Origin of the sequence: Flavobacterium acetivorans (assembly GCF_020911885.1) — a bacterium.
Classification (GTDB): domain Bacteria; phylum Bacteroidota; class Bacteroidia; order Flavobacteriales; family Flavobacteriaceae; genus Flavobacterium; species Flavobacterium acetivorans.
This window is the reverse complement of sequence record NZ_CP087132.1, coordinates 1,449,268-1,473,362: the sequence shown is the minus strand read 5'-3', so window position 1 is coordinate 1,473,362 and position 24,095 is coordinate 1,449,268. Positions and strand designations below refer to the sequence as shown.

The window sequence follows — 24,095 nt, the reverse complement described above, 5'->3', positions numbered from 1 at the left end:
GGGATTTTTACTATTTATAAGTTGGATTATGAAGCAATTTCCAATCGTTTCAACAAATTTCTATTCAAAGTTTCCTTTGCATATTCTTTATTGATTTCTAATACTTTATCATCAGAACTTGGCAATTCATACATCGCATCCGTTAAGATTGCTTCGCATAAAGAACGCAATCCACGAGCTCCTAATTTGTATTCTAAAGCTTTATCCACAATAAAATCTAACGCCTCATCAGTAATCGTGAATTCTACCTCATCCATCAAAAATAATTTTTGATACTGCTTAATTAAAGCATTTTTAGGCTGTGTCAAAATCGCTCTCAAGGTTTCTCTATCCAAAGGATCCATGTGAGTCAAGACCGGCAAACGACCAATAATTTCGGGAATTAATCCAAAATCCTTGATGTCTTTTGGGATGATGTATTGTAACAAATTGTCTTTGTCAATATTATCCACATTTTTTGAAGTAGAATAACCCACAGCCTGACGGTTCAAACGTTTCGAAATTATTCTTTCAACACCATCAAAAGCACCACCGGCGATAAACAAAATGTTTTGGGTATTAACCTCAACAAATTTTTGGTCCGGGTGCTTACGCCCTCCTTTAGGCGGTACATTTACTACCGTTCCTTCCAATAATTTCAATAAGGCTTGTTGCACTCCTTCTCCCGAAACATCACGTGTAATAGATGGATTATCGCTCTTACGGGCAATTTTATCAATTTCATCAATGAATACAATTCCACGTTCCGCTTTGGCCACATCATAATCTGCAGCTTGTAAAAGACGGGTTAAAATACTCTCTACATCTTCTCCAACATAACCTGCTTCGGTCAATACCGTGGCATCAACGATAGCCAAAGGAACGTCTAACATTTTAGCGATGGTTTTGGCCACCAATGTTTTTCCTGTTCCCGTTTGTCCCACCATGATAATGTTACTTTTTTCGATCTCTACCTCATCGTCTAATTGCTGTTGCATCAAACGTTTGTAGTGATTGTAAACCGCAACCGACATTACTTTCTTTGTTTGATCCTGACCAATAACATATTGATCTAAAAACGCTCTGATTTCTTTTGGCTTTTTCAAAATCAAATCACCAACCAATTTAGAACTTCCGCTTGATTTTATTTCTTCAAGAACAATTCCATGTGCTTGCTCAATACATTTATCACAAATATGCGCATCAATTCCCGCAATTAACAATTGGGTTTCTGGCTTTTTCCTTCCACAAAATGAGCATTCTAATTTTTCTTTCGCCATCTTTTATAGTTTTCAGTCTCGGCTAACAGCTACAGTACTGAATACTGCGACTGCAAACTGCCAACTGATTTTTATCCTCTTATTAAAACTTCATCAATCATTCCGTATGCTTTTGCTTCTTCAGCAATCATCCAATAATCGCGTTCGCTATCATTGTGTACTTTTTCGAAAGTTTGTCCTGAATGGTGCGAAATAATTTTATATAATTCGTCTTTCAGTTTCAACATTTCTCTCAAATTGATTTCCATATCCGTAGCAACACCTTGTGCTCCTCCTGATGGCTGGTGAATCATTACTCTTGAATGTGGCAAAGCCGAACGTTTTCCTGCCGCACCTGCGCATAACAACACGGCTCCCATAGAAGCAGCCATTCCTGTACAGATTGTAGCTACATCAGGCTTAATGTATTGCATGGTGTCATAAATCCCTAAACCGGCGTAAACGCTTCCTCCTGGAGAATTCAAATAAATTTGAATGTCTTTTGAAGCATCGGCACTTTCAAGGAACAACAATTGCGCTTGAACGATATTTGCAATTTGATCGTCAATTCCTGTTCCAAGAAATATAATTCTGTCCATCATCAATCTCGAAAAAACGTCTAATTGCGAAATATTCAACTGACGTTCTTCGATAATATAGGGAGTCATATTTGTAGGAGTCATAGCACTTACGATTTTATCGTAATACATTGCATTTACTCCTTGGTGCTTTGTAGCAAATTTTTTAAATTCTTTACCGTAGTTCATTTTTATAGGTTTAAAAGTTTGAAAGTCTAATGTCTGAAAGTTGCTCAAACATAATGCGAAGCATCAAACAAAAGAGCGTCAGAAAAAAATTTCTGACGCTCAAATATAACTATTTTTTATTGTTTACCATCTGTTATGAAATCATAAAATTTTAATAATCTCTTGCACTCTTAGGGCCTTTGACTTTCGACTTTATGACATTACAAACAAAAATTTATTCTCCGTAAGATGCAGCAATAAATTCTTCGTAAGTAACTTCTTTAGTTGTTGGGTTTGCTTTTTCTTTGAACAATTCCAATAACTTCTCAGCTACCACTTGGTCAGAAAGTCTTTTTACTTCGTCTTGGTTAGACAAAACTCTCGCTACAATTCCTTGAACTTCTTCGTCTGTAGGATTTGTTTGCCCGAATTGTGCCATTTGTTGACGAATGTTTTTCGCTGTAAATGTTTTCAAATCTTCAAAAGTGATTTTGATGTCTGATTGAGCCATTGCTCTACCTTCGATCAATTGAAAACGCAATCCTTTTTCAGAACGTGCATATTCTACTTCAGCTTCTTCTGGAGTCATTTTTTTCTCTCCTACAGTTTGCAACCATTTTTTAAGGAATTCAGCCGGTAAATCAAATTTGGTATTTTCGATTAAGAACTCAGTAACATCTCCTAATAATTTTTGGTCTGCTTGTTGTGCAAATTGAGCTTCAGCATCTTCTTTGATTTTTGCCTTCAATTCTTCTAGTGAAGCTACATTTCCAGCTCCAAACAATTTATCAAACAATTCTTGGTTTAATTCAGCCAATTCAGTTGTATTGATTGCTTCGATAGTGAAATCTACGTCAACTGCAATAGTATGAACCTCATCATGAGCAATTTTCATCACATCCATCAATTGATGAGCGTCTTCAAATAAATCTTTTGTATTTACAGTAACCACATCACCTACTTTTTTACCGATGAATTTATCAGCAGTAGCTTTGTCTTTAAAAATATCCAAAGAAATAGTTGTTGCGTTATTGATTCCGTTTTCTTCATTTGTGAAAGTTCCTGTCAAATCTGAACCTGCCACAACCACTTCTTGAGGGATGGCAGTACCAAATTGTTTTTGGATACGCTCTACTTGACCGTCAATTAATTTATCGTCAGCAGTAACCACATATTTCACGATGTCGTTTTTAGCCTCTAAGTCTAATTCAAAATTTGGAACCAAACCAATTTCATATTCGAATACCAATTCCTCAGCATCCCAATCAAAATTTTCGTTCACTTTAGGAAGTGGAGTTCCAAGAAGGTTTAATCTTTCAGACTGAACGAAACGCTCAAGAGCCAAATCAACTACTTTTTTTACCTCTTCTTCTTTTATTTTTTTACCGTATTGTTTTTCAACAAGATCTTTAGGTACCTGCCCTTTTCTAAAACCTTTTACGGTTGCCAATGGCATTTTTTCGTTTATTCTTTTGGCTACTTGACCTTTGTAATCCATGTGAACAACTGTCATTACAATCGTTTCATTTACAGCGTCTATTGCTACTCTTTTAATATCCATCTTCTTCTTTAATTTACATAATAAAATTGGGTTGCAAAATTATAAAATTTTTACAAGCCAACCAAGGATTTTACCATTTTGAATTTTAGGCGGTTATTTACTAAAATTCAAAATCTAAAAAGGAAAATAATTTGAGCATGTCCCTCCGTAAAAACTGCGGGGTAGGCTGTTCGTTACAAACGAAGTTCCACAGCTAGCGCGAGCGTCCCGCTCGTGCACACACAGCATAAAAAAACAAAAAAAAATTAGATAGTCAATGATTCTACTATATTTTTTTAAATGATTTTGACTGTGGGCACGAGCGGGACGCTCGCGCTAGCTAAAGATCTGAATTAAAGCCATCGATTATCCATTTTTGTAGGACAAATTGAACTTGCTAAGCCACAATAAGCTAATCTTTTAAAAAGTCTTTAATCATAAGAAAAAACATATAAATCCAAGCTTTTAAACTAAAAAATAGCATAAAATCACCAAACGGATAATGCATAGTTAAAGCATGGATAGTGTATGACTGAAGTATCAAAACTGGAAAGCAGCAATAAAACACTAAAAAAGAGCCAACCTGAGCACTAAAAAACACTTATCGAATTCCTACAAAAACCACTTAATACGGATAAAGAATAATTAGAAAAACTGAAGCTTTCAAATCAAAATTCACAGGAATGAGAAATATTGATTTTTTTCTTTTTAGGCTAACTTCAATTTATGCATAATTTCTGAAATTTCACAGCTTTTCCTATTGATCCACTAAAACCTAATACATATTCAAAATACCCTGCTGCGCAAAGTCTCCCGACTTTGCGCTTTTTTTTAAAAATCATCTTATAAACTATTAACGTCATTAAGTCTTCAGACTTTTAAAACATTTTATTATCGATTGTATTTTGCAAATCTAATCAATAGCATAGCTTTGCAATCCGGGTAAAAATTAAAAAAAATGACACATTTTCCAGTTACAACATCCACTCTCTCTGCTACCGCATTAGGTCAATTGGCTATAGAAAAATACACCTTGAGCCAAAACGCTACTTGCCAACTGTATAGAACAGGAATGAATCACACCTATTTTATCACTGACAACGATGCAAAATATGTGTTTCGTGTATATTGCTTTAACTGGCGTTCCAAGTCTGAAATTGAAGAAGAAATCAAATTGTTACAGCTCCTAAAAGAAAACCAACTTAGCATCTCTTTTCCTATTGCGGACAATCAAGGCGAATTCATTCAAGATATAAACGCCCCAGAGGGACTGCGTCATGCCGTTCTTTTCTCTTTTGCCAAAGGAGACAAAATAAGATTCATGGATAGCAAAACTTGTTTTTCTATTGGCATGCTGATAGCCAAAATTCACACTACGACTGCCAACAAAAGTATCGATCGCATCGATTATAATGTAGAGACTTTGTTACGATTGCCTTATGAATATGCGAAAAATCATTTTCTGGAATCGAATACGGAAATGCAATTCATAAAAAACCAAAGCAAGAAAATCAGTCAAACTTTTGACACGATCGACTATTCAAAGGTTCGAAAAGGAATTATTCATTTGGATATTTGGTATGACAATATGAGCGTGACAGATAAAAACGAAATCACCATTTTTGATTTTGACTTTTGTGGCAACGGTATATTAGTTTCAGATGTGGCTTATTTTTGCAAACAGCTTTTCCATATTGAAGCAGATAAAGCAGAATACGAACTCAAAAAAGACCATTTCTTAAAAGGCTATCAAAGTATCAAACCATTAACTCCCGAAGAAATCAAATTAATTCCGGAAGCTGCAGCGGCAATTTGGATTTTTTATCTTGGCGTACAATCGCAACGATTTGATTGGTCTAATATCTTTTTGACCAAAAATTATCTAAAAATGTATGTAGGCAGAATGCAATCTTGGCTCAGCTATCATGATACCACAAAATAATCCAGATTTCTTAAAATTGAACTGTTGTATTTATTTTATCAAAACTGCAAAAAAGAAACAGCAAATCAAATAATAAAAAAAGCCTCGAAAAATAATTTTTGAGGCTTTTTAAGCTTGTTTTTATAAAATGTAGCCCGTAGCGGAATCGAACCGCTCTTACATGGATGAAAACCATGCGTCCTAACCGATAGACGAACGGGCCTTACTTTGTATTGCGGGTGCAAAAATAGTACTTTTTTCGAGATGCGCAAACCCAAAATCCAAAACAGCCAATCAAAAACAGCTTTTTTTTCATGCGCCAATTACAACCAATTCATAATTAGCACTTACCAAAAAAAGGAGAAGAAAGTTTTTTCAAAAACAAGAGGCTATAAAACTCTTAATAATTCAAATTGATTCCAAAACCCGCCCCCATGTCACTGTCATAATGTGTGGTTATCCCAATATTTTTACCCACAATATATTTCAATCCTGCCATATATTCCTTATCGGTATTGACCATAAACGCCATTCGCAGTCGTTTTGAAACCGGAATATCCTCCCGCATCAACTGAAAACGAACATTCCCATCATGGGAAACCTCAGCTTGAGCAACCACTAAAAGAGGCAAAGTATAATTGACTCCTAAACTCAACACCGCTCTTTTATCCTTAGTATTCGATTTTCCAAAAACGTTTTTCTCTATTTCGTTCCTTCCCATTTTTCGATAACGCCAGTCGAAACCAATAAATGGCATCAACCATTGATTTTTATCGATGTAGCGGCCAATATGTGTTTCAGTTTCATAACCGTGTTCGGCATGATACCCCAAACGCCATTCGGTTTCAAAACTCCATCTTGCATTTTGCAGCATGGCTCTTCCATCATTCCCATTGGTAGCAAAATCATTTTCGGCCATAAAATGAAGTCCGTTACTTTCTCTTTGTAATTTTTTGTAAGCCCATTCTTTATTGGGCAAAAGCGGATTGGGAGCCGAGTTTTCATAACTAAAAACCCTGTTCATTCCCGCCATCATATGGTATAAAATGTGACAATGAAAAAACCAATCTCCATCAGTATTGGCATTAAATTCAATAACATCAGTTTCCATTGGCATAATGTCCAACACATTTTTCAATGGTGCATAATCTCCTTGACCGTTTAACACCCTAAAATCATGTCCGTGCAAATGCATAGGATGGCGCATCATGGAATTATTGCGCAAAACAATGCGAAGATTTTCTCCTTTTTTAATTAAAATCTTATCCGATTCTGCCAGCACTTTATTATCCATACTCCATTGATAGCGACTCATATTTCCCGTTAATTCAAAATGCAATTCCCGCACGGGAGCATCTTTGGGAAGCGTAGTCACCGTGGGTGATTTCAGCATCGAATAATTTAGCGTTGTAATATCTGAGGAATTGGAACTCATAGTATGCTTTGAATGATCCGTTTTATCATTCCTATCCATTGTATTGGAAAGTTCATTTGGTTTTTCTCTTTCCGCTTTTTTCTTTTCTCTTTTTTCTATATCACCAGTAATCTCTGGGTACATCACGGTATTCATATCCATTTTTTGCAAACTCATATCCATACCCATATCATTCATGGTTCCGTCCATGTTCATCATATCATTCATCATTTTCATCCCTTCAAAATAATTCAATTTTGGCAAAGGCGAAACTAATTGTTTGATCCCATTTCCAATATACAATGAAGCCGATTTCGTTCTGTCTTCCGGCGTAGCCAAAAATTCATAGGCGGTTTTATCCGCAGGAATAGTCAACACCACATCATAGGTTTCTGAAACTCCTATTATTAATCGATCTACTTCAACCGGTTCCACATCATTTCCATCATTGGCAATGACCGTAATTTTTCCGCCGGCATAAGTCAGCCAAAAATAAGAGGAAGCACCGGCATTTGAAATTCGCAAACGCACCTTATCTCCCGCTGCCGACTTAAAATCTGGAGCTACTGATTCATTTTTTCCATTAATTAAAAATTTATCATAATACACATCGCTGACATCCATAGCCAGCATGCGTTTCCATTCGTTAGTGAGTTTGGTTTTAAAATGTCCTTTTTTGATGGCTTCGGCATAACTTTGGGTTGTTCCTTTTTTGATAGCAAACCAATCCGAAGCATTGTGTAGCATTCGATGCACATTATCCGGATTGTAATCTGTCCATTCGCTTAAAACAACAGGAAGCGTTGGTAGATCATCAATTCCTTTTCTAAAAGTAGGATCATTGTCTTTCTTTTTCAAAATCAAAGCGCCATACATCCCAATTTGTTCTTGCATTCCGGAATGGCTATGGTACCAGTGTGTCCCACTTTGCACGATAGGAAAGCTGTATTTGTGGGTAGTATGAGGAGCAATTGGCATCTGCGTAAGAAAAGGGACACCATCTTCCTTGTTAGGCAAAAAGAGACCGTGCCAATGCAAAGAAGTTGCCTCTTCCATTTCATTATGAACATAGATTTCGGCAATATCCCCTTCGGTAAAAGTCAATGTAGGCATCGGGATTTGCCCGTTTACAGCAATCGCTCTTTTTTCCTTTCCTGAAAATTTAACAAGAGTATCTTTTACATACAAATCATAGCGAACTACTTTTTGAGCGTTAGCAGCAATTGCAATTAATACTAGTAGTAAACTTAATTTAAGTTTCATTTTTTTTCACTTTCTGTTTAATAGATTTACTTTCTTTTTCTATACCTATGGGCCAATACTATTAATAACAGCGCAAAAAACAATATTGAAAACCACCAAAAAACATGCATTCCCATAAATGAGTAGGCTCCCATATGCATTCCTTCATTACCATGATTATTCATAACTTTATCGTTTTTGGATTATTTTAAATCTCAGTGATGCCCTTTATGATCTTCTTCTTTTTTAGACTTCTGATCCATTGCTTTCATTTTATTATTCATCAACATTTCCATCATTTCCTCAGACATACTTTCGTCATTGGCAATGGCGTTCATGATTTGGGTTCTTTTCTCTGATTTTGACAAAACCGTATTAGTGGACTGACAGGAAAATAAAAAAGCAGCTACACCCAACATCAATACTAATTTTCGAAGTGCTTTCATGATTTTATTTTTTAGATTAAAAACAAACTATAACATCATTACAATTTTAAATTTCGAAGTCTCAAGGCATTTCCAATAACAGAAACAGAGCTAAAACTCATCGCTAAAGCCGCAATCATAGGAGACAATAGCAATCCAAAAAAAGGATACAATACTCCGGCTGCAACCGGAATCCCCAGCACATTGTAAAAGAAGGCGAAAAATAAATTCTGATTGATATTTTTCATCACGGCATGACTCAGTTTCTTTGCTTTCACAATCCCTTGTAAATCGCCTTTTACCAAGGTTATTTTAGCGCTTTCAATCGCCACATCGGTACCGGTTCCCATTGCTATTCCTACATTGGCTTGAGCCAAAGCAGGCGCATCGTTGATTCCGTCACCCGCCATCGCCACGATTTTTCCTTCGGCTTGTATTTTTTTAATCTCCTTGAGTTTATCTTCAGGCAAACAACCCGCAATAAAGGAAGTCAGTTGCAACTCATCGGCGACAGCCTTAGCGGTATTATTATTATCGCCTGTCATCATAATGACTTCAACTCCTTGACGCATCAATTCTTTTACAGCCGCAGCACTTGTCGCTTTGATCGCATCGGTGATGGTCACATAGCCTAAAACCACTTTGTCTATCGCGATATAGGAAACTGTTTTTCCCAGCTTTTGTTCTGCAATAATTTTATTTTCAATTTCAGAAGTAACCGTTGCTCCAACTTGTTCTAATAGGCTTTTATTTCCTAAGGCTACTTTTTTATTGGCTACCGTTCCTATCACTCCTTTTCCGGTTACAGCCTCAAAATCGTTAACTTCAACTAATGAAATATTTTTCGCTTTTGCAAAATTTACTACGGCTTGCGCCAAAGGATGCTCGCTGTACTGATTTAATGAAGCTATATTTAGCAGTAAATCATCCTCTTGATTATTAGAAGAAAACACCTTTTCTACAGAAGGTTTTCCCTCAGTTATAGTTCCCGTTTTATCTGTAATCAATACATTTACCTTATTCATGTTTTCTAATGCTTCGGCATTTTTTATCAAAACTCCAGATTGCGCTCCTTTACCCACTCCCACCATTACTGACATGGGTGTTGCTAATCCTAATGCGCATGGACAAGCGATAATCAGCACTGCAATGGCGTTGATAAATCCATAAACCAAAGCCGGTTCCGGACCAAAACTTGCCCAAATAAAGAAAGTAATTATGGACACAATCACAACAATAGGCACAAAATACTTCGCAATCCTATCAGCCATTTTTTGGATAGGTGCTCTAGATCGGCTGGCGGTATTGACCATCTGTACAATTTGAGAGAGTAAGGTTTCTGAACCTACTTTCTCAGCGACCATAACAAAAGATTTATTTCCATTTATCGTTCCTGCAACAACAGCATCATCGATTTTTTTATCCACTGGGATAGGCTCTCCCGAAATCATTGATTCATCAATAGTACTTTCTCCGGCAGTTATTTTTCCGTCAACAGGAATTTTCTCTCCCGGTTTTACTCTTAACAAATCGCCTTTCTTGATATCTTGGACAGCAATAACTTTATCGTTTCCATCAGCAACTAAGGTAGCTACTGTGGGCGCCAGCTTCAACAACTCTTTAATTGCCCCACTGGTTCTACTGTGGGCTTTGGCTTCTAATAGTTGTCCTAATAAAACCAAGGTCAATATCACTGTTGTCGCTTCAAAGTAAAGATGCGCTGTTCCTCCATGAGATTTAAATTCATTCGGGAATATTTCAGGGAAAAACAAAGCTATTAAACTAAACAGAAAAGCTACTCCTGAACCAATCCCAATAAGGGTAAACATATTGAGATTCCAACTAACAATTGACTTCCAAGCGCGTTCAAAAAACATCCAGGCTGCATAAAAAACAACTGGTAGCGATAAAACAAGCTGAACCCAATTCCAACCTGAAGTGTCCATAATTTTCAACAATGGATTATTGGGAATCATGTCAGACATGGCAATAATAAAAATGGGCACTGTAAAAATAAGAGCTATTTTCATTTTATGCAATAAATCAATATAGGTCTTATTCTCCTCGCTTTCCGCAGGTTCCATTGGTACTAAATCCATCCCGCAAATAGGACAAGACCCTGGTCCTTCTTGAATAATTTCAGGATGCATCGGGCAAGTGAACATGGTCTTCGCCGGAGTTAAATCAGGTGCTTTTACCAAGTCCATTCCGCAAACAGGGCAATCACCCGCTTTGTCATATACTTTATCTCCCTCGCAATGCATAGGGCAATAGTATTTTCCGGCAGCATTTATTAAAACCGAATGTTCAACTTTGTGCTGGTGCATTTTTTGAGTGCCGCAACAGGATTTCGCCATCGGTTCTTCTTTATCCGCTTTAGTGGGAGATTTACTCATCTCTATGGTATAATTACCCGCTTTGGACAAAGCTTGTTGTAATTCTGAGGTAGGAATATGATTTTTCATTGTAATGGTAGCCAAAGAGGACTCTAAAACCACCGTGGCCTGAATCCCTTCTATGGCGTTGAGCGTTTTTTCTACTTTGGTACGACAACCATCGCAACTCATTCCGTTAATAGTATAGGTATGTGTCATTCTATTGTATCTTAAAATTAGTAATACAAAGTTGCCACTAAATAAGACCTTGACTCTTATACAATTTTGGTTCTCTTTTGTATCTTTTATAGATTTTCAAGAGGTTGACGTTTTTGTTCTTTCAAGGTTTTGAAATACGTAGGGGTCAAACCTGTTACTTTTTTAAACTGCTTGCTTAAATGCGATGCACTGCTGTAATTGAGTTCAAAAGCAATCTCATTCAAACTTAACTCATCATAAACGAGCAACTCTTTGACCCTTTCAATTTTTTGAAGGATATAATATTGCTCAATAGTAGTGACTTCTTGCAATGAAAACAAATTACTGATATAGCTGTAATCATTCCCAATGGCCGCTACTAAATAATCTGATAAATTCGTTTTGAAACGGTTGTCTTTCAAATGGACTAATTCCACAATCAGGTTTTTTACCTTTTCGACTATTCGCTTTTTTTTATCATCTATAATTTCGAAACCCAAAACAAGCAATTGCTCGTTCAGCTCATGCTCTTTTTCTTTTTCCAAATCTTCGGAAATTTCTACTTCGCCCAATTCAACCGAGACGGGATGAAGTCCAAACTTTTTCAGTTCAGACTTCACCACCATGACACATCGGTTGCAAACCATATTCTTTATGTATAATTTCATTGATGTGAAATCTATTTATCAGTAAGTCCTATTCTATTCACAAATCTTCGTTAGTGAATACGACTAATTACGGTTACACTCATTTCAAAATACTATTTTACAGTAGCTACAATGCTGCCACAATTTAACATTTGAGAGCCAAAATACGGATTTCGGATTTCTTTGGTTTCAGAAATCCAATACCCACTTTTTCCTTCTTCATACATTGGACAATAAGCCTGATAGAGTTTTTTGTCTGTTCCAAAAGCTTTAATAAGATCATTCATGTCTTTACTCAACAGGGCAAAATATGCTCTTTGATGGTCTATATCAGCTGGATTTCCAATAATATGTTTCAAATGTTCATTTATAACAGCGGAAATTTTCGCGTATTTCTTTTTCCCAAGCTCATCCAATTCATTCGGATTCGAGGAGTTTAAAGTTACGGATAAAATCGCAGATACTTTGGCCGCGGCTTTAGAATCGTCATTGGCTAACGCATTGGCCAGTTTTAGATAATCCTCAACTACTTTATTGATTGTAAATGAAGACAAAATTACTTCATTTATTTTAGTTTCCGCTTTGGCTTCAACAACTGCCTTTTGGCTTGTTTTACTAATTGGCTCTGTCAATTCCATAGCACATACTGGACATAAACCTCCTTTTTTGCCAATAACCTCAGGATGCATAGGGCAAGCATATTGTCCAGAAGCCGTTTCTGTTTGTTCCAAATTAGAAGTCTCAGCCTGCTTGCTTTTTTGGTTGCAACCAATAAACAAGAATGCAACGGCAATTATAGAAAAGATCTTATTTTTCATATTATTAAATTAAATTTAATTGTTGGTATTTTCCTCACTGCTTTTCTCTAAAGTCAGTTTCATCTACTTGGTTACATTAAAGAAAGTATATTCCAGTTTTAGATAAAAACCATCCGAAGCGGAACGGAGCATCGAACTGTACAATTCCTTTTTGTAAGCCACATCAATTCTCGCCTGGCTGTTGATTATAAATTGAACAGAAGGCACCACATCCAAATACGATTTTCCACTATCAGTCAAAGTTTGCCCAACAAATTCCAACATCGTATTGATATTAGTTTGTTTAAAGCTAGTGTATTTTTTAGGATGCATCAATCTTCCTACAGAAAAAGTATAATTTAAAGCATTGCTTCCCAGAAATTCCGGAAACTGATAATCCGGTTTGTTGTCTGTGGCCTTTCCGTAACTAACAGAAGAACTAATCGCTACTTTCTTGATCAATTGTGTCGCAACCAAGCCCGCTTCATAGCCCGAATTTCCAGCAGTCATATCAATAGCTTCTTGCCTTATAGCCGAATTATTCCAGCTGTAACGTCCAAAAGCAGCCATACGAAAATGGCTTTGCAAATCGTCTACCGAAAAGAAACGATATTTAGCATATACACCAGCACCTTCGGCTTTCAATTCATTAGTGGCATTAGTCGAAAAAACTGAGCCGCGCACCATCAAATTCTTATTGATTCCCCAAGTCACCTCAGGAGAAAGACCATAAACGGAGCCACTGCCTATTTCCTTTTTCATCAAAGATTGACCAACACGAACCCCAATGGAACCCGCAGGAACATTGCTCGCGGGTTCAGTAACTACAAATAATTCCTGAGCATTCATTTCGAACGAAACAAAAGCCAATAAAACAATAGATAAATACCTCATATTAAAAAGTTTTCACATGATAATCGTCCTCATTCTCTGTCGCATAACTCGGATACTTAGAATAGGATTTCATTAATTTTTTATATTCTTTTTGAGTTACAAAACCTTTGTCTAGCACCTTCACTCTCGTTTCGGCCGATAAAACTTGATTTTTGCTGTCGATAAAAACAAACGAAGCTTCTCCTTTTTTAACAACAACATTATCTTCAATTTTTAAATTATCAAAAGGCATTGTCAGCACCATTGAGCCCACAAAAAACCCTGCTTTTTCAACGGCAGTTTTAAGTACTTTAGGCTGAACCGCATTGTCTTTCTTGAAATAAACTGTAAAAGTATTGGTATTCAAATCAGTGCCTACACTGTCCACTTCGGTCATTGCTTTCAACTGTTTGTTTATCGCATTCGAGCACATCGAACAGGTTAGTCCCGTGGCTATTATTTCAGCTTTTGAGATTTGAGCATGGATTTGAGCACTTGTCATTAAAGCAAAAAGTGCGATTGCTACCAATTTTATATTTGATGTTTTCATAGTATTTATTTTTTAATTTGGGCAATAATTTCTTCTTCTGTTGGATTGATTGCGATTAGTTTACCTGTAGTGTCAAAAAGATAAGCAGCCGGTAATTCTTCTACCCCAAAAGTCACTGCAGATTTAGCGTCGAATCCTTTGGCATCTATCAATTGCTGGTGTTTCATTTTGTCTTTTGCAATGGCATTCAACCATTTTGTCTTATCTGTATCGATGGATATTCCAACAATTTCAAAGTTTTTGTTTTTATAGGTTTCATAGAGTTTAACTAATTTTCTGTTGGCCAATCGGCAAGGACCGCACCAGGAAGCCCAAAAATCTACCAGAACTGTTTTCCCTTTGAATGAATCTAATTTCACTACAGTATTTTGATTGCTTTGCAATGCGACATTAGGAAAAGTATCTCCCAATTTCACTTGAGCCTTAACACTTGAAAAAACAAGCATAAAACTGAAAGCCAGAATTATATTTTTTATTTTAATCATTAATTTATGATTTTAAACAGCCTTGACTGAATTATTTCTTAATCGTTTCGACAGTTTCTCCACAGCTCAACATTTGAGAACCATAGTAAGGATTTTTAACCGAATCTTCTTTACTTAACCAATTTGCACCTTTCCCTCCATTTGCCATAGGACAAAACTGATAATAAACAGGAACTTCATATTTGGCCACCTTTATTAGATCATGCATATTTTTAGACAAAGACATAAATAGGGTTCTTTGTTTTTTGACATCTTGTGTTTCAGAAATTGTTTTGGCCTCTGTGTTTAAATCTTTCATTACTTTCATCCAAACCATATGCACATCCATCGCTAATTGATCCATTTGAACAGCATTAAGAGCCAAAAGCAATTCTTTAGCCTCGGCCGATGCCGTTGCACCATCCGTTTTTACCAATGCATCTTTTACCAAAAAATAAGTATCAAAAACCGCATTTAACTGATTCGATTCTTGCTGTAGCTTATTCGTTTGCATCGCATGATTAGTATGATTTTCTATTTTTGCCATTCCAGTTTCAACAGTTTTTGCTTCTCTGTCGTATTGACAACAACCGTGTAATTGATCATAAACTGCATCCGGAGCCAAAAATTTATCGCTATCATAACCAGCCAATGCCACACGTTTCAAGATTTCGTCTGAATTGGTTTTCTTAGCATCATAAGTTATAGTAGCCATTTTCGTGTCAGCATTCCAATCTACCTTTGCTACTTTTTTAACGTTGGCAGCTGTTTCGATATTTTTTTTACACATACCACAGTTCCCATAAATTTTAATGTTTTCGGTGGTAGCATTTTTAATTTGCGCATTCGCGATAGTGACTGAAAGCAATAGCGTTATTGCCATCAATATGTTTTTTATTGATTTCATTTTGTAGATATTTAATGTTGTTTTTAAAAGTCGAATGTAATTTGCAGAATTGCCTTTGGTATTTATATCATCGTATACAACTTTGTTTTGGCATTCGATGATTTTCAATTAAGACCAATTTGCAGCAATGCTCCTTTCATTCTAATATTAATTTAGAAGTGAGATAAACCTAAAGCACGAAACAAACTATAGCACAATGACTATAATTAAAAATGCATTTAGATTAAAATTTAATGATTTTAAAGCACAAGAAGGCTTTGAATCAGACAGACTTCTGGCTGTCAATAAAGGAATTTAGCTTATTTTAGGTGGAAGCCAAACAGAACGAAAATCTGAAGAAATAAAGATTTCCGAATAATAATAATTTTGATTTTCTTTCGAAAAAAGGAAAGTTTGGTTCAATTCTTCATAGAATACAGAAGGCAAGCCCAAATGAACAACAGGACTGCAAGAAATATTCTTACAGGCTCCGTCGCAACCGCTATGCGAACTTTCGTTTGATTTTTTATTCTTCTTACAACAATCAGGAGTTTCAGTTTGTGAAGAAGATTCTTTTTTACAACAAGCTTTCTCTGTCTTTGTTCCACATGCAAAAGCTAGGCTTGGCGTCATAAAGAAACCAAACATAACCAACAATAAGATGTAAAACTTTTTAGACATCAATCCTCATTTAAAAAGCAAAGGTATAAAATTAGCCGTTATTGCCATTTTATACCCTCCTAAATAGTTGTTAAAAACCGATTTTATTTTCCTTCGCCCAATATTCCATTCAATATGGATTGGGATAAAGATAGAATTACACTAAATAATAAGGCTGTCCAAAACGAATCTACGCCAAATCCTCCCACAATATTGGAGCACAACAAAATCATTAATGCGTTGATGACCAACAAAAATAATCCCAAGCTAAGAATGGTGACCGGCAAAGTTAGTATCACTAAGATAGGTTTGATAAATATATTAAGCAAGCCCAAAACGATGGCAACAAATAAAGCCGTCGTAAAACCAGCAACATGAACTCCTGGCATAAAACGTGAAATAAACACAACCAGTGCCGCCGTAATCAGAATTTTAAGGATCAATTTCATGAATTTTTGTTTTAAGATTTTAATAAAAGTACTACTAATTCAAATTAGTTGTTCTATTTCAAAAAAGAAAATACCATTTGATGAAACAATTGTGGATTTTCGGCATGAAGCCAATGACCCGCATTTGGAATTGTTTCTAGTACTGAATCCGGAAAATGTTGCTTTATGTTTTCCATATCACTGTCTAAAACATAATTGGAATTGCCCCCGCGAATAAAAAGCGTAGGTTTCACAAAAACTGCATTCTCTGCTAAGGCTACCCCTATTTCATCCATTTTTCTATTAAAAACTACTAGATTAAAACGGAAAGCGAGTTGTCCCGGTTCTTTCCAATACAAACCTTTCATCAAGAATTGTCGGGTTCCAAAATCGGTTATGTGCTGCGCTAAAATTTCTTCAACTTCGGATCGGCTTGGCTTTTTAGAAAAATCAACGGCATTCAAGCCTGCCAAAATGGTTTGATGGTGTTGCGGATAAAATTTGGGACCAATATCGGCTACAATGAGCTTATCAACCATTTCAGGATAGGTTGTTGCAAACAACATCGCGGTTTTTCCACCCATCGAATGACCTAGAATGTTAACGCTTTTAAGATTATTGCCCTGACAGTATTCAAAAACATCTTGAACCATCAATGCATAACTAAATTCTTCTGAATGAAAGCTACGACCGTGATTGCGCAAATCTAATAAGTGAACTTCGAAACCATCGGCAGCAAATTGCACTCCGAGTGTTTTCCAATTGTCTGACATTCCCAGAAATCCGTGGAGGATTAAAAGCGGCTTTCCTGCGCCTTCTATTTTTGAATATAACATTTTGATTTTAGATTTTAGAGTACCGATTTTAGATTGCAGAAAATGACTTTGAAAGTAAAATCAAAAATCATCATTCGTTAATCTTCAATCGAAAATCATTTTAATTTTTGTAAATACATATTAACCACATTCTCCAAGCCCAAGTACAATGCCTCAGAAATCAGTGCGTGCCCGATGGAAACCTCGAGTAAACCGGGGATGTTTTGTTTGAAAAATTGAATATTATCTAAACTCAAATCATGACCTGCGTTGATCCCAAGTCCCAATTCATTAGCCAAAACCGCGGATTTTATGTAAGGATCAATTCCGTTTTCATTTCCCAAACTGTATTGATGTGCAAAAGCTTCAGTGTACAATTCGATTCTATCTGTACCGGTTTTTTTGGCTTCTTCAATCATTTCTAAAACGGGATCCACAAAAATGGAAGTTCGAATGCCGTTGCGTTGAAATTCCTGAATCATCTCGGTCAAATACGCTTGGTTTTTTATGGTATCCCATCCTGCCGAAGAAGTAATCGCTCCAATCGCATCAGGAACCAAAGTAACTTGATCCGGTTTACATTCTAAAACCAAGTCGATGAAATTATGTTGTGGATTTCCTTCTATATTGTATTCGGTGTAAACGATTGCTTTTAAATCGCGTGCATCTTGATAACGAATGTGACGTTCATCCGGACGCGGATGAATCGTGATTCCTTGTGCGCCAAATTTTTGAATGTCGGTGGCTACCTTCAATAAATCGGGAACATTTCCTCCACGCGCATTACGTAAAGTAGCTATTTTGTTGATATTTACACTTAACTTTGTCATTGGTACACTTTTTATTTATGAAACAACTGTTTTACAACGGCAAAAATACAAAGTAAAAGGTAGGACTATTTGCCTTTTTTTGATTATTTTGCATAAAAATTAAGTATTCATTTAAGATGGAAATTACGAACTACATAACCACGGACTACAAAGCCATTGACAGCCAAGAGACTATTGTGGCTGTTAAAGAGTTTTTTACTGAGCTGGGCTATTCGCATTTCCCTGTGACTGAAAACGGGATTTACATTGGCAGTATTTCATCAGATGATATTGAAACTTTTGATGATGATAAAAAGCTAATTGATTACAAATACACCCTGGAAGGTTTTTTTACTAAAACAGATTCCATCTGGCTTGAGGTTTTAGAAGTTTTTGCAAAAAACCACACTGATTTGATTCCGGTATTAGACCAGAACAATACATATGTGGGCTATTATATGATAGAGGACATCATGAGTTTTTTTCACCAAACCCCTTTTTTAAAGGAGCAAGGACGAATTATCAAAGTTAAAAAAGGAATATCGGATTATTCTATGGGACAAATTGCCCAAATTGTGGAAAGTAATAATGGCAAACTCTTAGGATTGTTTATTTCGGAATCAGACAACGAAAGCGTTGAAGTGACGATAAAAATTACTTTGGGAGCCATCAATGAAATTATTCAAACTTTCAGAAGATACAATTACGAAATCACTTCTGAACATAATGAAGACGACTACATCAATAATCTAAAGGAGCGTTCGGATTATTTGGACAAATACCTTAATATGTAACCGCTTATTTGGAGATTTGTTGATTCGGTTATTCATAACCACATTCTCAAATAACCAAATAACCAAATTAACGAGTAAACAACAAAATGAAAATAGCCATATACGGTCAATATTACCAGAACAGTACCGAGCCTATTATTAGAGACATCTTTTTATTTTTCAACGAAAAAAAAGTAGAATTAGTTATTGAAGCTAATTTTTTAAATATTCTTCACGAAAAAAAACTGATCGAAAAAGAATACAAAACCTTCGAATCTCATACGGAACTAAATCAAAGTTTTGACATGCTAATCAGCGTTGGTGGTGACGGAACGATTTTAAGAGCCGCAACTTTAGTACGGGATTCAGGTGTACCCATATTGGGAATAAATGCAGGCAGACTGGGCTTTTTAGCTACAGTTCAAAAAGACAATATTGCTGAATTCTTGCAACTTACAATCGACAAGAAATACACCCTGTCTAAAAGAACCTTATTAACTTTGACTTGTTCCCCAGAAAACGAATCTTTTCAGAATATTAATTTCGCAATGAACGAAGTTACTATCAATCGAAAAGATACTACTTCGATGATTACCATCGAAACCTATCTGAATGGAGAATATCTTAACTCTTATTGGGCCGACGGTTTGATCATTTCTACACCAACAGGATCAACAGGATATTCGTTAAGCTGTGGCGGACCAATATTGACTCCTGACGTAAAAAGCTTAGTCATCACTCCTATTGCTCCCCACAATTTAAATGCTAGGCCACTTGTTATTCCTGACGAAACCGAAATTAGATTAAAAATTACCGGAAGAGAAGAACACTATCTCGTTTCTTTGGATTCTCGAGTAAATACCATTAAAAAAGAATCCATATTAACCATAAAGAAAACCCCCTTTCATATTAATATGGTCGAAATCCCAGAAGAAACCTTTCTAAAAACACTTCGTTCAAAATTACTTTGGGGTGAAGACAAAAGAAATTAATTCTTTTTTCGGCAACAGACTATACGATTCCATCCATAACATCCGTTTTACTTTAGACAATTTTATTTAATATCGTCCTAAGCAGCCTATTATTGAAATAAAAGGCATATTTAACAGATTAGATATTGATTCGTATTGATTATTATTATATTTGCACGCAATTTTCAATTAAAATGACTAAAACTTTCAGTTTGTTTATATGCTTATTCTCAAGTATGGCTATGCAATCGCAAATCCATGAAATAGGTGTGTTTATTGGCGGAAGCAATTATATTGGCGACATTGGCTCAACGACTTATATCGCTCCAAACGAACCTGCTTTAGGACTTCTTTACAAATGGAACAAAAGTCCCAGACACGCATGGAGAGCTTCATATACTATGTCTAAAATCAGTTCTAATGACCTCAATTCAAAAGAACCCAGTAGAAACCAAAGAGGATATCATTTTGAAAATAGCCTAAAAGAATTATCTTTAGGGCTTGAATTTAATTTTTTTGATTTCAATCTCCATCAATTAGGACGAAAAACCACTCCTTATGTATACAGTGGTTTGAGCTATTTAAGATATGAAGAAATGTATTTTCAATCGGGAGAAACGCAAAAAGACAAGAATTCAAATTCATTTGCTATCCCCATGATTGTGGGAATTAAATCAAATATTTCAAGAAGTCTAATTTTGGCAGCGGAAATTGGGGCACGTTACACATTTACTGATAATCTAGACGGCAGCAACCCTAAGAATGAGAATTTGAAACCATTTCAATTTGGAAATATTAATAATAATGATTGGTATGTTTTTTCAGGGTTTACATTAACTTATACCTTTGGCGAAAAACCTTGTTATTGCGCAGACTAAAAAAATGAATTTACTAGAGAATATAGATAAAGATAAGTTACCAAGACATTTAGCCATTATTATGGACGGCAACGGCCGTTGGGCTAAACAGCAGGGTTTTTTGAGAGCAATTGGACATGAAAGTGGTTCCAAATCAGTGAAGCAAATCATAAAAACAAGTGCCAAATTAGGCATTGAATTCCTTACCTTGTATGCTTTTTCAACGGAAAATTGGAACAGGCCCAAACTAGAAGTTGACACCTTGATGAAAATCCTTATTAGATCCCTAAAAAAGGAACTCCCAACATTAGAACAAAATAACATCAGACTCAATACAATAGGAAACTTAGAAAAACTACCTCAATCAGCTCAAAAAGAACTGCTTGATGTGATGGAAAAAACTAAGAATAATACGCACATGACTCTAACGCTAGCGCTGAGTTACGGCTCAAGGGAAGAGATGGTTAGCGCGATAAAAGAGATCAGTAATAAAGTTAAAAATAATATAATTTCGATAGACACTATTGACGATTCAATTATAAATGAGCATCTTTACACGCATGATTTACCTGATGTAGATCTATTAATACGAACAAGTGGAGAACATAGGATAAGTAATTTCCTGTTATGGCAGATAGCCTATGCAGAATTGTATTTTACTGATATATTGTGGCCTGACTTTAAAGAACAAGATTTATATGAGGCTATTGTTAGTTATCAAAAAAGAGAACGTAGATTTGGAAAAACAAGTGAACAAATTAAATAAATTTTCAGTGTTGAATAAAAGTACAAAAGCAATCCTTACCCTGTTATTATTGGGAAGTTTTTCACAAATTAAAGCTCAAGAAAAAGTCCCTTTTGACCAAGGAAAAAAATACATTCTTGCTGGCGTTTCCGTTACCAGCGAAATCAGCTTCAACGAACAAACAGTAGTAACCTTTGCCGGACTTGAAAAAGGACAAGAAATTACCGTTCCAGGAGAAGAGATAAGCAGCGCGATAAAAAAACTAGGGAAACTAGGGCTTTTTGACGAAATTTCATTCTACGTGAATCGAATTCAAAATGACAGCATCTACCTTGATTTAGACATCAAGGAACTTCCTAAATTGAATGAAGTAAAATTCGTTGGAGTTAAAAAAAGCAAAACCGAAGCGCTGATTAAAGACAACAGCCTTAACAAAGGAAAAGTAGTTAATGAAAATTTAATTACAACTACCAAAAACTACATCGAAAACAAATACAAAAAAGATGGTTTCTACAATACCAAAGTAAACTTAAATATTGTAAAAGACACTGCAGCAACAAACCAAGTCAATATGGTTGTTAGTGTTGATAAGGGAGAAAAGATAAAAATTCAAGAAATTGATTTCGTAGGAAACGAAAAATTATCAGACAAAACCTTGCGTAAGGCAATGAAAGATACGAAGCAAAAAAATCCTATTCGATTATTAAAAGCTTCTAAATTCATAAAAGACAAATATAAAACTGATTTAGAAAAAGTAATTGCAGCCTATAAGGAAAAAGGGTATAGAGACGCTAGAATCCTTTCAGATTCTGTCACTTACAACAAAGACAAAAATACTTTAGCCATAAAAATAAACGTAGAAGAAGGAAACAAATACTACTTTGGAAACATTAAATTTCTAGGAAATACAGTATATCCAGACCAAGGGCTTAGCAGAATGTTAGGCATCAAGAAAGGAGAAACATACAACGGTACACTTCTTGAGAAAAGAATCGCTGACAAGTCAAAACCAGACGGAGATGACATTACCAATTTATACCAAAACAGTGGTTATTTGTTTTCGAACATCAATGCCGTTGAAGTAAAAACAGCTAATGACACCATTGATTTTGAAATAAGAATCACCGAAGGTCCTTTGGCTTATTTCAACAAAATATCAGTTGTAGGAAATGACAAAACGAATGACCGCGTAATCTACAGAGAATTAAGAACAAAACCGGGTGAAAAATACAGCAAAGAACAACTGGTAAGAACCATTCGTGAAATTGGACAATTAGGCTTTTTTGATCCTGAAGCAATCGATCCTAAATTTAAAAATGTAGACGCAGGCGCAGGAACCGTTGACATTGAGTACAATCTTGTCGAAAAAGGATCCAGCCAAATTGAACTTCAAGGAGGTTATGGAGGCGGAGGTTTCATAGGTACCTTAGGATTGTCATTCAACAATTTCTCAGCCAGAAACTTAATGAATAAAGACGCTTACAAACCACTACCAATGGGAGATGGACAAAAAGTATCTTTACGTTTACAAGGAAGTACTTATTTCCAGACTTATAGCGTATCTTTCTCTGAACCTTGGTTTGGTCAAAAGAAACCAGTACAATTTAGTACGTCTTTATCCTATAGTAAGCAGTTTTTAAACAATTACATTACTTACAAAGTAGACAAAACCAAAAGTTTTAACATCTTAACTTTATCAGTAGGTTTAGCCAAAAGATTGACGGTTCCAGATGATTTCTTTGTACTATCACAATCTATAAGTTACCAACATTACGACCTAAACAATTACAACACTGGTTTATTTACATTTGGTAACGGAACATCAAGAAACTTTGCTTATACTGTTGGGCTTTCTAGAAGCAATAAAGGGGTAAATCCTATATTCCCTACTTCTGGATCCGAATTCAGTATCACGGCAAAACTGACGCCTCCTTATTCACTAGTAAACGGAACTAATTATGCAACCTTAGGAGACAAAGCAGAATACAAATACAAATACAGCGGAACATCATACATTGGTTCTGATGGAATAATTGTAAAAGAAGGAGACTATGTTAGCGCTATACCAACAGCCGCAAACCCATCTCCGAACAAAGTTACTAATTTACAAGACGCCGCTGCCGATCCTGCATTGGTCGACCAAAAGAAATACGATTGGTTAGAATATTACAAAGTAAAGTTCAAAGCAGATTGGTATACCAAAATTTATGGTAAATTAGTATTGCGAACATTAACTGAATTTGGATTCCTAGGAGCATACAATCAAGATAGGGGTTCAATTCCTTTTGAAAGATTCTACGTAGGAGGTGATGGAATGGCCAATTATTCAATGGATGGTAGAGAAACGATACAATTAAGAGGATACCCAAACAACTCTCTTACACCTATTAATAGTAATGGAGAACAAATTGGAGCAACTGTATACAATAAATTCTCTATGGAATTACGTTATCCAATAACATTGAAAGCATCGGCCTCTATTTATGCATTGGCATTTTTGGAAGCAGGTTCATCCTATCCAGATTTCAAAAGCTACAATCCGTTTGCTCTAAGCCGTTCCGCCGGAGTTGGTTTACGTGTATTCATGCCAGCTTTTGGATTATTAGGAATTGATTTTGCAAATGGTTTCGACGCCTTACCAGGTCAATCAAAACCAAATGGATGGGAAACCCATTTCATTATTGGGCAACAATTTTAAAAAAAAATTGGCCTATAATTTTC

The 24,095-nt window shown here is 35.7% G+C and carries 22 protein-coding genes and 1 tRNA gene; 6 read left to right on the top strand and 17 right to left on the bottom strand.

Going from position 1 to position 24,095, the window contains the following annotated elements:
* Window positions 1-26: 26 nt before the first annotated feature.
* The 3 genes from clpX to LNP19_RS06485 form a co-directional block, all read right to left on the bottom strand.
* Window positions 27-1,259, bottom strand: a complete 1,233-nt coding sequence (gene clpX, locus LNP19_RS06495) for an ATP-dependent Clp protease ATP-binding subunit ClpX (protein WP_230063970.1) — start codon at window positions 1,257-1,259, stop codon at window positions 27-29.
* A gap of 71 nt (window positions 1,260-1,330) precedes the next feature.
* The gene (gene clpP, locus LNP19_RS06490; protein ID WP_072942420.1) at window positions 1,331-2,005 is read right to left on the bottom strand and encodes an ATP-dependent Clp endopeptidase proteolytic subunit ClpP; all 675 of its coding nucleotides are present in this window, start codon (window positions 2,003-2,005) and stop codon (window positions 1,331-1,333) included.
* A gap of 214 nt (window positions 2,006-2,219) precedes the next feature.
* Window positions 2,220-3,545: a trigger factor gene (locus tag LNP19_RS06485; protein ID WP_230063969.1), complete on the bottom strand. Its 1,326-nt coding sequence runs from the start codon at window positions 3,543-3,545 to the stop codon at window positions 2,220-2,222.
* A 937-nt stretch (window positions 3,546-4,482) separates the two neighbouring features.
* Between LNP19_RS06485 and LNP19_RS06480 the strand changes: the two genes are divergently transcribed.
* Window positions 4,483-5,466, top strand: coding sequence for a phosphotransferase (locus LNP19_RS06480; RefSeq protein ID WP_230063968.1), 984 nt, complete (start codon window positions 4,483-4,485; stop codon window positions 5,464-5,466).
* 130 nt (window positions 5,467-5,596) lie between these two features.
* Here LNP19_RS06480 and LNP19_RS06475 read toward each other — a convergent pair.
* From LNP19_RS06475 to LNP19_RS06410, 14 genes are all read right to left on the bottom strand, one after another.
* Window positions 5,597-5,668 (bottom strand) — tRNA-Glu (locus tag LNP19_RS06475).
* Between the two features lie 177 nt (window positions 5,669-5,845).
* Complete coding sequence (locus LNP19_RS06470) at window positions 5,846-8,122, bottom strand: multicopper oxidase family protein (RefSeq protein WP_230063967.1); 2,277 nt, start codon at window positions 8,120-8,122, stop codon at window positions 5,846-5,848.
* 194 nt (window positions 8,123-8,316) lie between these two features.
* Complete coding sequence (locus LNP19_RS06465; RefSeq protein ID WP_230063966.1) at window positions 8,317-8,547, bottom strand: hypothetical protein; 231 nt, start codon at window positions 8,545-8,547, stop codon at window positions 8,317-8,319.
* A gap of 38 nt (window positions 8,548-8,585) precedes the next feature.
* Window positions 8,586-11,120 carry a heavy metal translocating P-type ATPase gene (locus tag LNP19_RS06460; protein ID WP_230063965.1) on the bottom strand — a complete coding sequence of 845 codons (2,535 nt, stop codon included), beginning with the start codon at window positions 11,118-11,120 and terminating at the stop codon, window positions 8,586-8,588.
* An 86-nt stretch (window positions 11,121-11,206) separates the two neighbouring features.
* Complete coding sequence (locus LNP19_RS06455; protein ID WP_230063964.1) at window positions 11,207-11,767, bottom strand: helix-turn-helix domain-containing protein; 561 nt, start codon at window positions 11,765-11,767, stop codon at window positions 11,207-11,209.
* Window positions 11,768-11,859: 92 nt separating this feature from the next.
* Window positions 11,860-12,564 (bottom strand): DUF3347 domain-containing protein, encoded by a 705-nt coding sequence (locus LNP19_RS06450; protein WP_230063963.1) that lies wholly within the window; start codon window positions 12,562-12,564, stop codon window positions 11,860-11,862.
* A gap of 63 nt (window positions 12,565-12,627) precedes the next feature.
* A complete protein-coding gene (locus tag LNP19_RS06445) occupies window positions 12,628-13,437 on the bottom strand; it encodes a hypothetical protein (RefSeq protein ID WP_230063962.1) in 810 nt (269 codons plus the stop codon).
* Window position 13,438: 1 nt separating this feature from the next.
* Window positions 13,439-13,966 carry a heavy-metal-associated domain-containing protein gene (locus LNP19_RS06440; protein ID WP_230063961.1) on the bottom strand — a complete coding sequence of 176 codons (528 nt, stop codon included), beginning with the start codon at window positions 13,964-13,966 and terminating at the stop codon, window positions 13,439-13,441.
* A gap of 5 nt (window positions 13,967-13,971) precedes the next feature.
* Window positions 13,972-14,451: a TlpA family protein disulfide reductase gene (locus tag LNP19_RS06435; protein WP_230063960.1), complete on the bottom strand. Its 480-nt coding sequence runs from the start codon at window positions 14,449-14,451 to the stop codon at window positions 13,972-13,974.
* Between the two features lie 31 nt (window positions 14,452-14,482).
* Window positions 14,483-15,337: a DUF3347 domain-containing protein gene (locus LNP19_RS06430; protein ID WP_230063959.1), complete on the bottom strand. Its 855-nt coding sequence runs from the start codon at window positions 15,335-15,337 to the stop codon at window positions 14,483-14,485.
* Window positions 15,338-15,631: 294 nt separating this feature from the next.
* Window positions 15,632-15,997, bottom strand: coding sequence for a hypothetical protein (locus LNP19_RS06425; RefSeq protein WP_230063958.1), 366 nt, complete (start codon window positions 15,995-15,997; stop codon window positions 15,632-15,634).
* An 83-nt stretch (window positions 15,998-16,080) separates the two neighbouring features.
* Window positions 16,081-16,425: a phage holin family protein gene (locus LNP19_RS06420; RefSeq protein WP_230063957.1), complete on the bottom strand. Its 345-nt coding sequence runs from the start codon at window positions 16,423-16,425 to the stop codon at window positions 16,081-16,083.
* Between the two features lie 53 nt (window positions 16,426-16,478).
* Window positions 16,479-17,240, bottom strand: coding sequence for an alpha/beta fold hydrolase (locus tag LNP19_RS06415; RefSeq protein ID WP_230063956.1), 762 nt, complete (start codon window positions 17,238-17,240; stop codon window positions 16,479-16,481).
* A gap of 95 nt (window positions 17,241-17,335) precedes the next feature.
* A complete protein-coding gene (locus LNP19_RS06410; protein WP_230063955.1) occupies window positions 17,336-18,049 on the bottom strand; it encodes a pyridoxine 5'-phosphate synthase in 714 nt (237 codons plus the stop codon).
* A 116-nt stretch (window positions 18,050-18,165) separates the two neighbouring features.
* Between LNP19_RS06410 and LNP19_RS06405 the strand changes: the two genes are divergently transcribed.
* The 5 genes from LNP19_RS06405 (at window position 18,166) to bamA (ending at window position 24,072) form a co-directional block, all read left to right on the top strand.
* Window positions 18,166-18,822, top strand: coding sequence for a CBS domain-containing protein (locus tag LNP19_RS06405; protein ID WP_230063954.1), 657 nt, complete (start codon window positions 18,166-18,168; stop codon window positions 18,820-18,822).
* A gap of 86 nt (window positions 18,823-18,908) precedes the next feature.
* Window positions 18,909-19,793, top strand: a complete 885-nt coding sequence (locus LNP19_RS06400) for an NAD kinase (RefSeq protein ID WP_230063953.1) — start codon at window positions 18,909-18,911, stop codon at window positions 19,791-19,793.
* Between the two features lie 173 nt (window positions 19,794-19,966).
* Window positions 19,967-20,650: a type IX secretion system protein PorG gene (gene porG / locus LNP19_RS06395; protein WP_230063952.1), complete on the top strand. Its 684-nt coding sequence runs from the start codon at window positions 19,967-19,969 to the stop codon at window positions 20,648-20,650.
* Window positions 20,651-20,654: 4 nt separating this feature from the next.
* The gene (uppS, locus tag LNP19_RS06390) at window positions 20,655-21,395 is read left to right on the top strand and encodes an undecaprenyl pyrophosphate synthase (protein ID WP_230063951.1); all 741 of its coding nucleotides are present in this window, start codon (window positions 20,655-20,657) and stop codon (window positions 21,393-21,395) included.
* Window positions 21,328-24,072 (top strand): outer membrane protein assembly factor BamA, encoded by a 2,745-nt coding sequence (gene bamA / locus LNP19_RS06385; RefSeq protein ID WP_230063950.1) that lies wholly within the window; start codon window positions 21,328-21,330, stop codon window positions 24,070-24,072. Before uppS ends, bamA begins: the two co-directional genes overlap by 68 nt.
* Window positions 24,073-24,095: the final 23 nt, after the last annotated feature.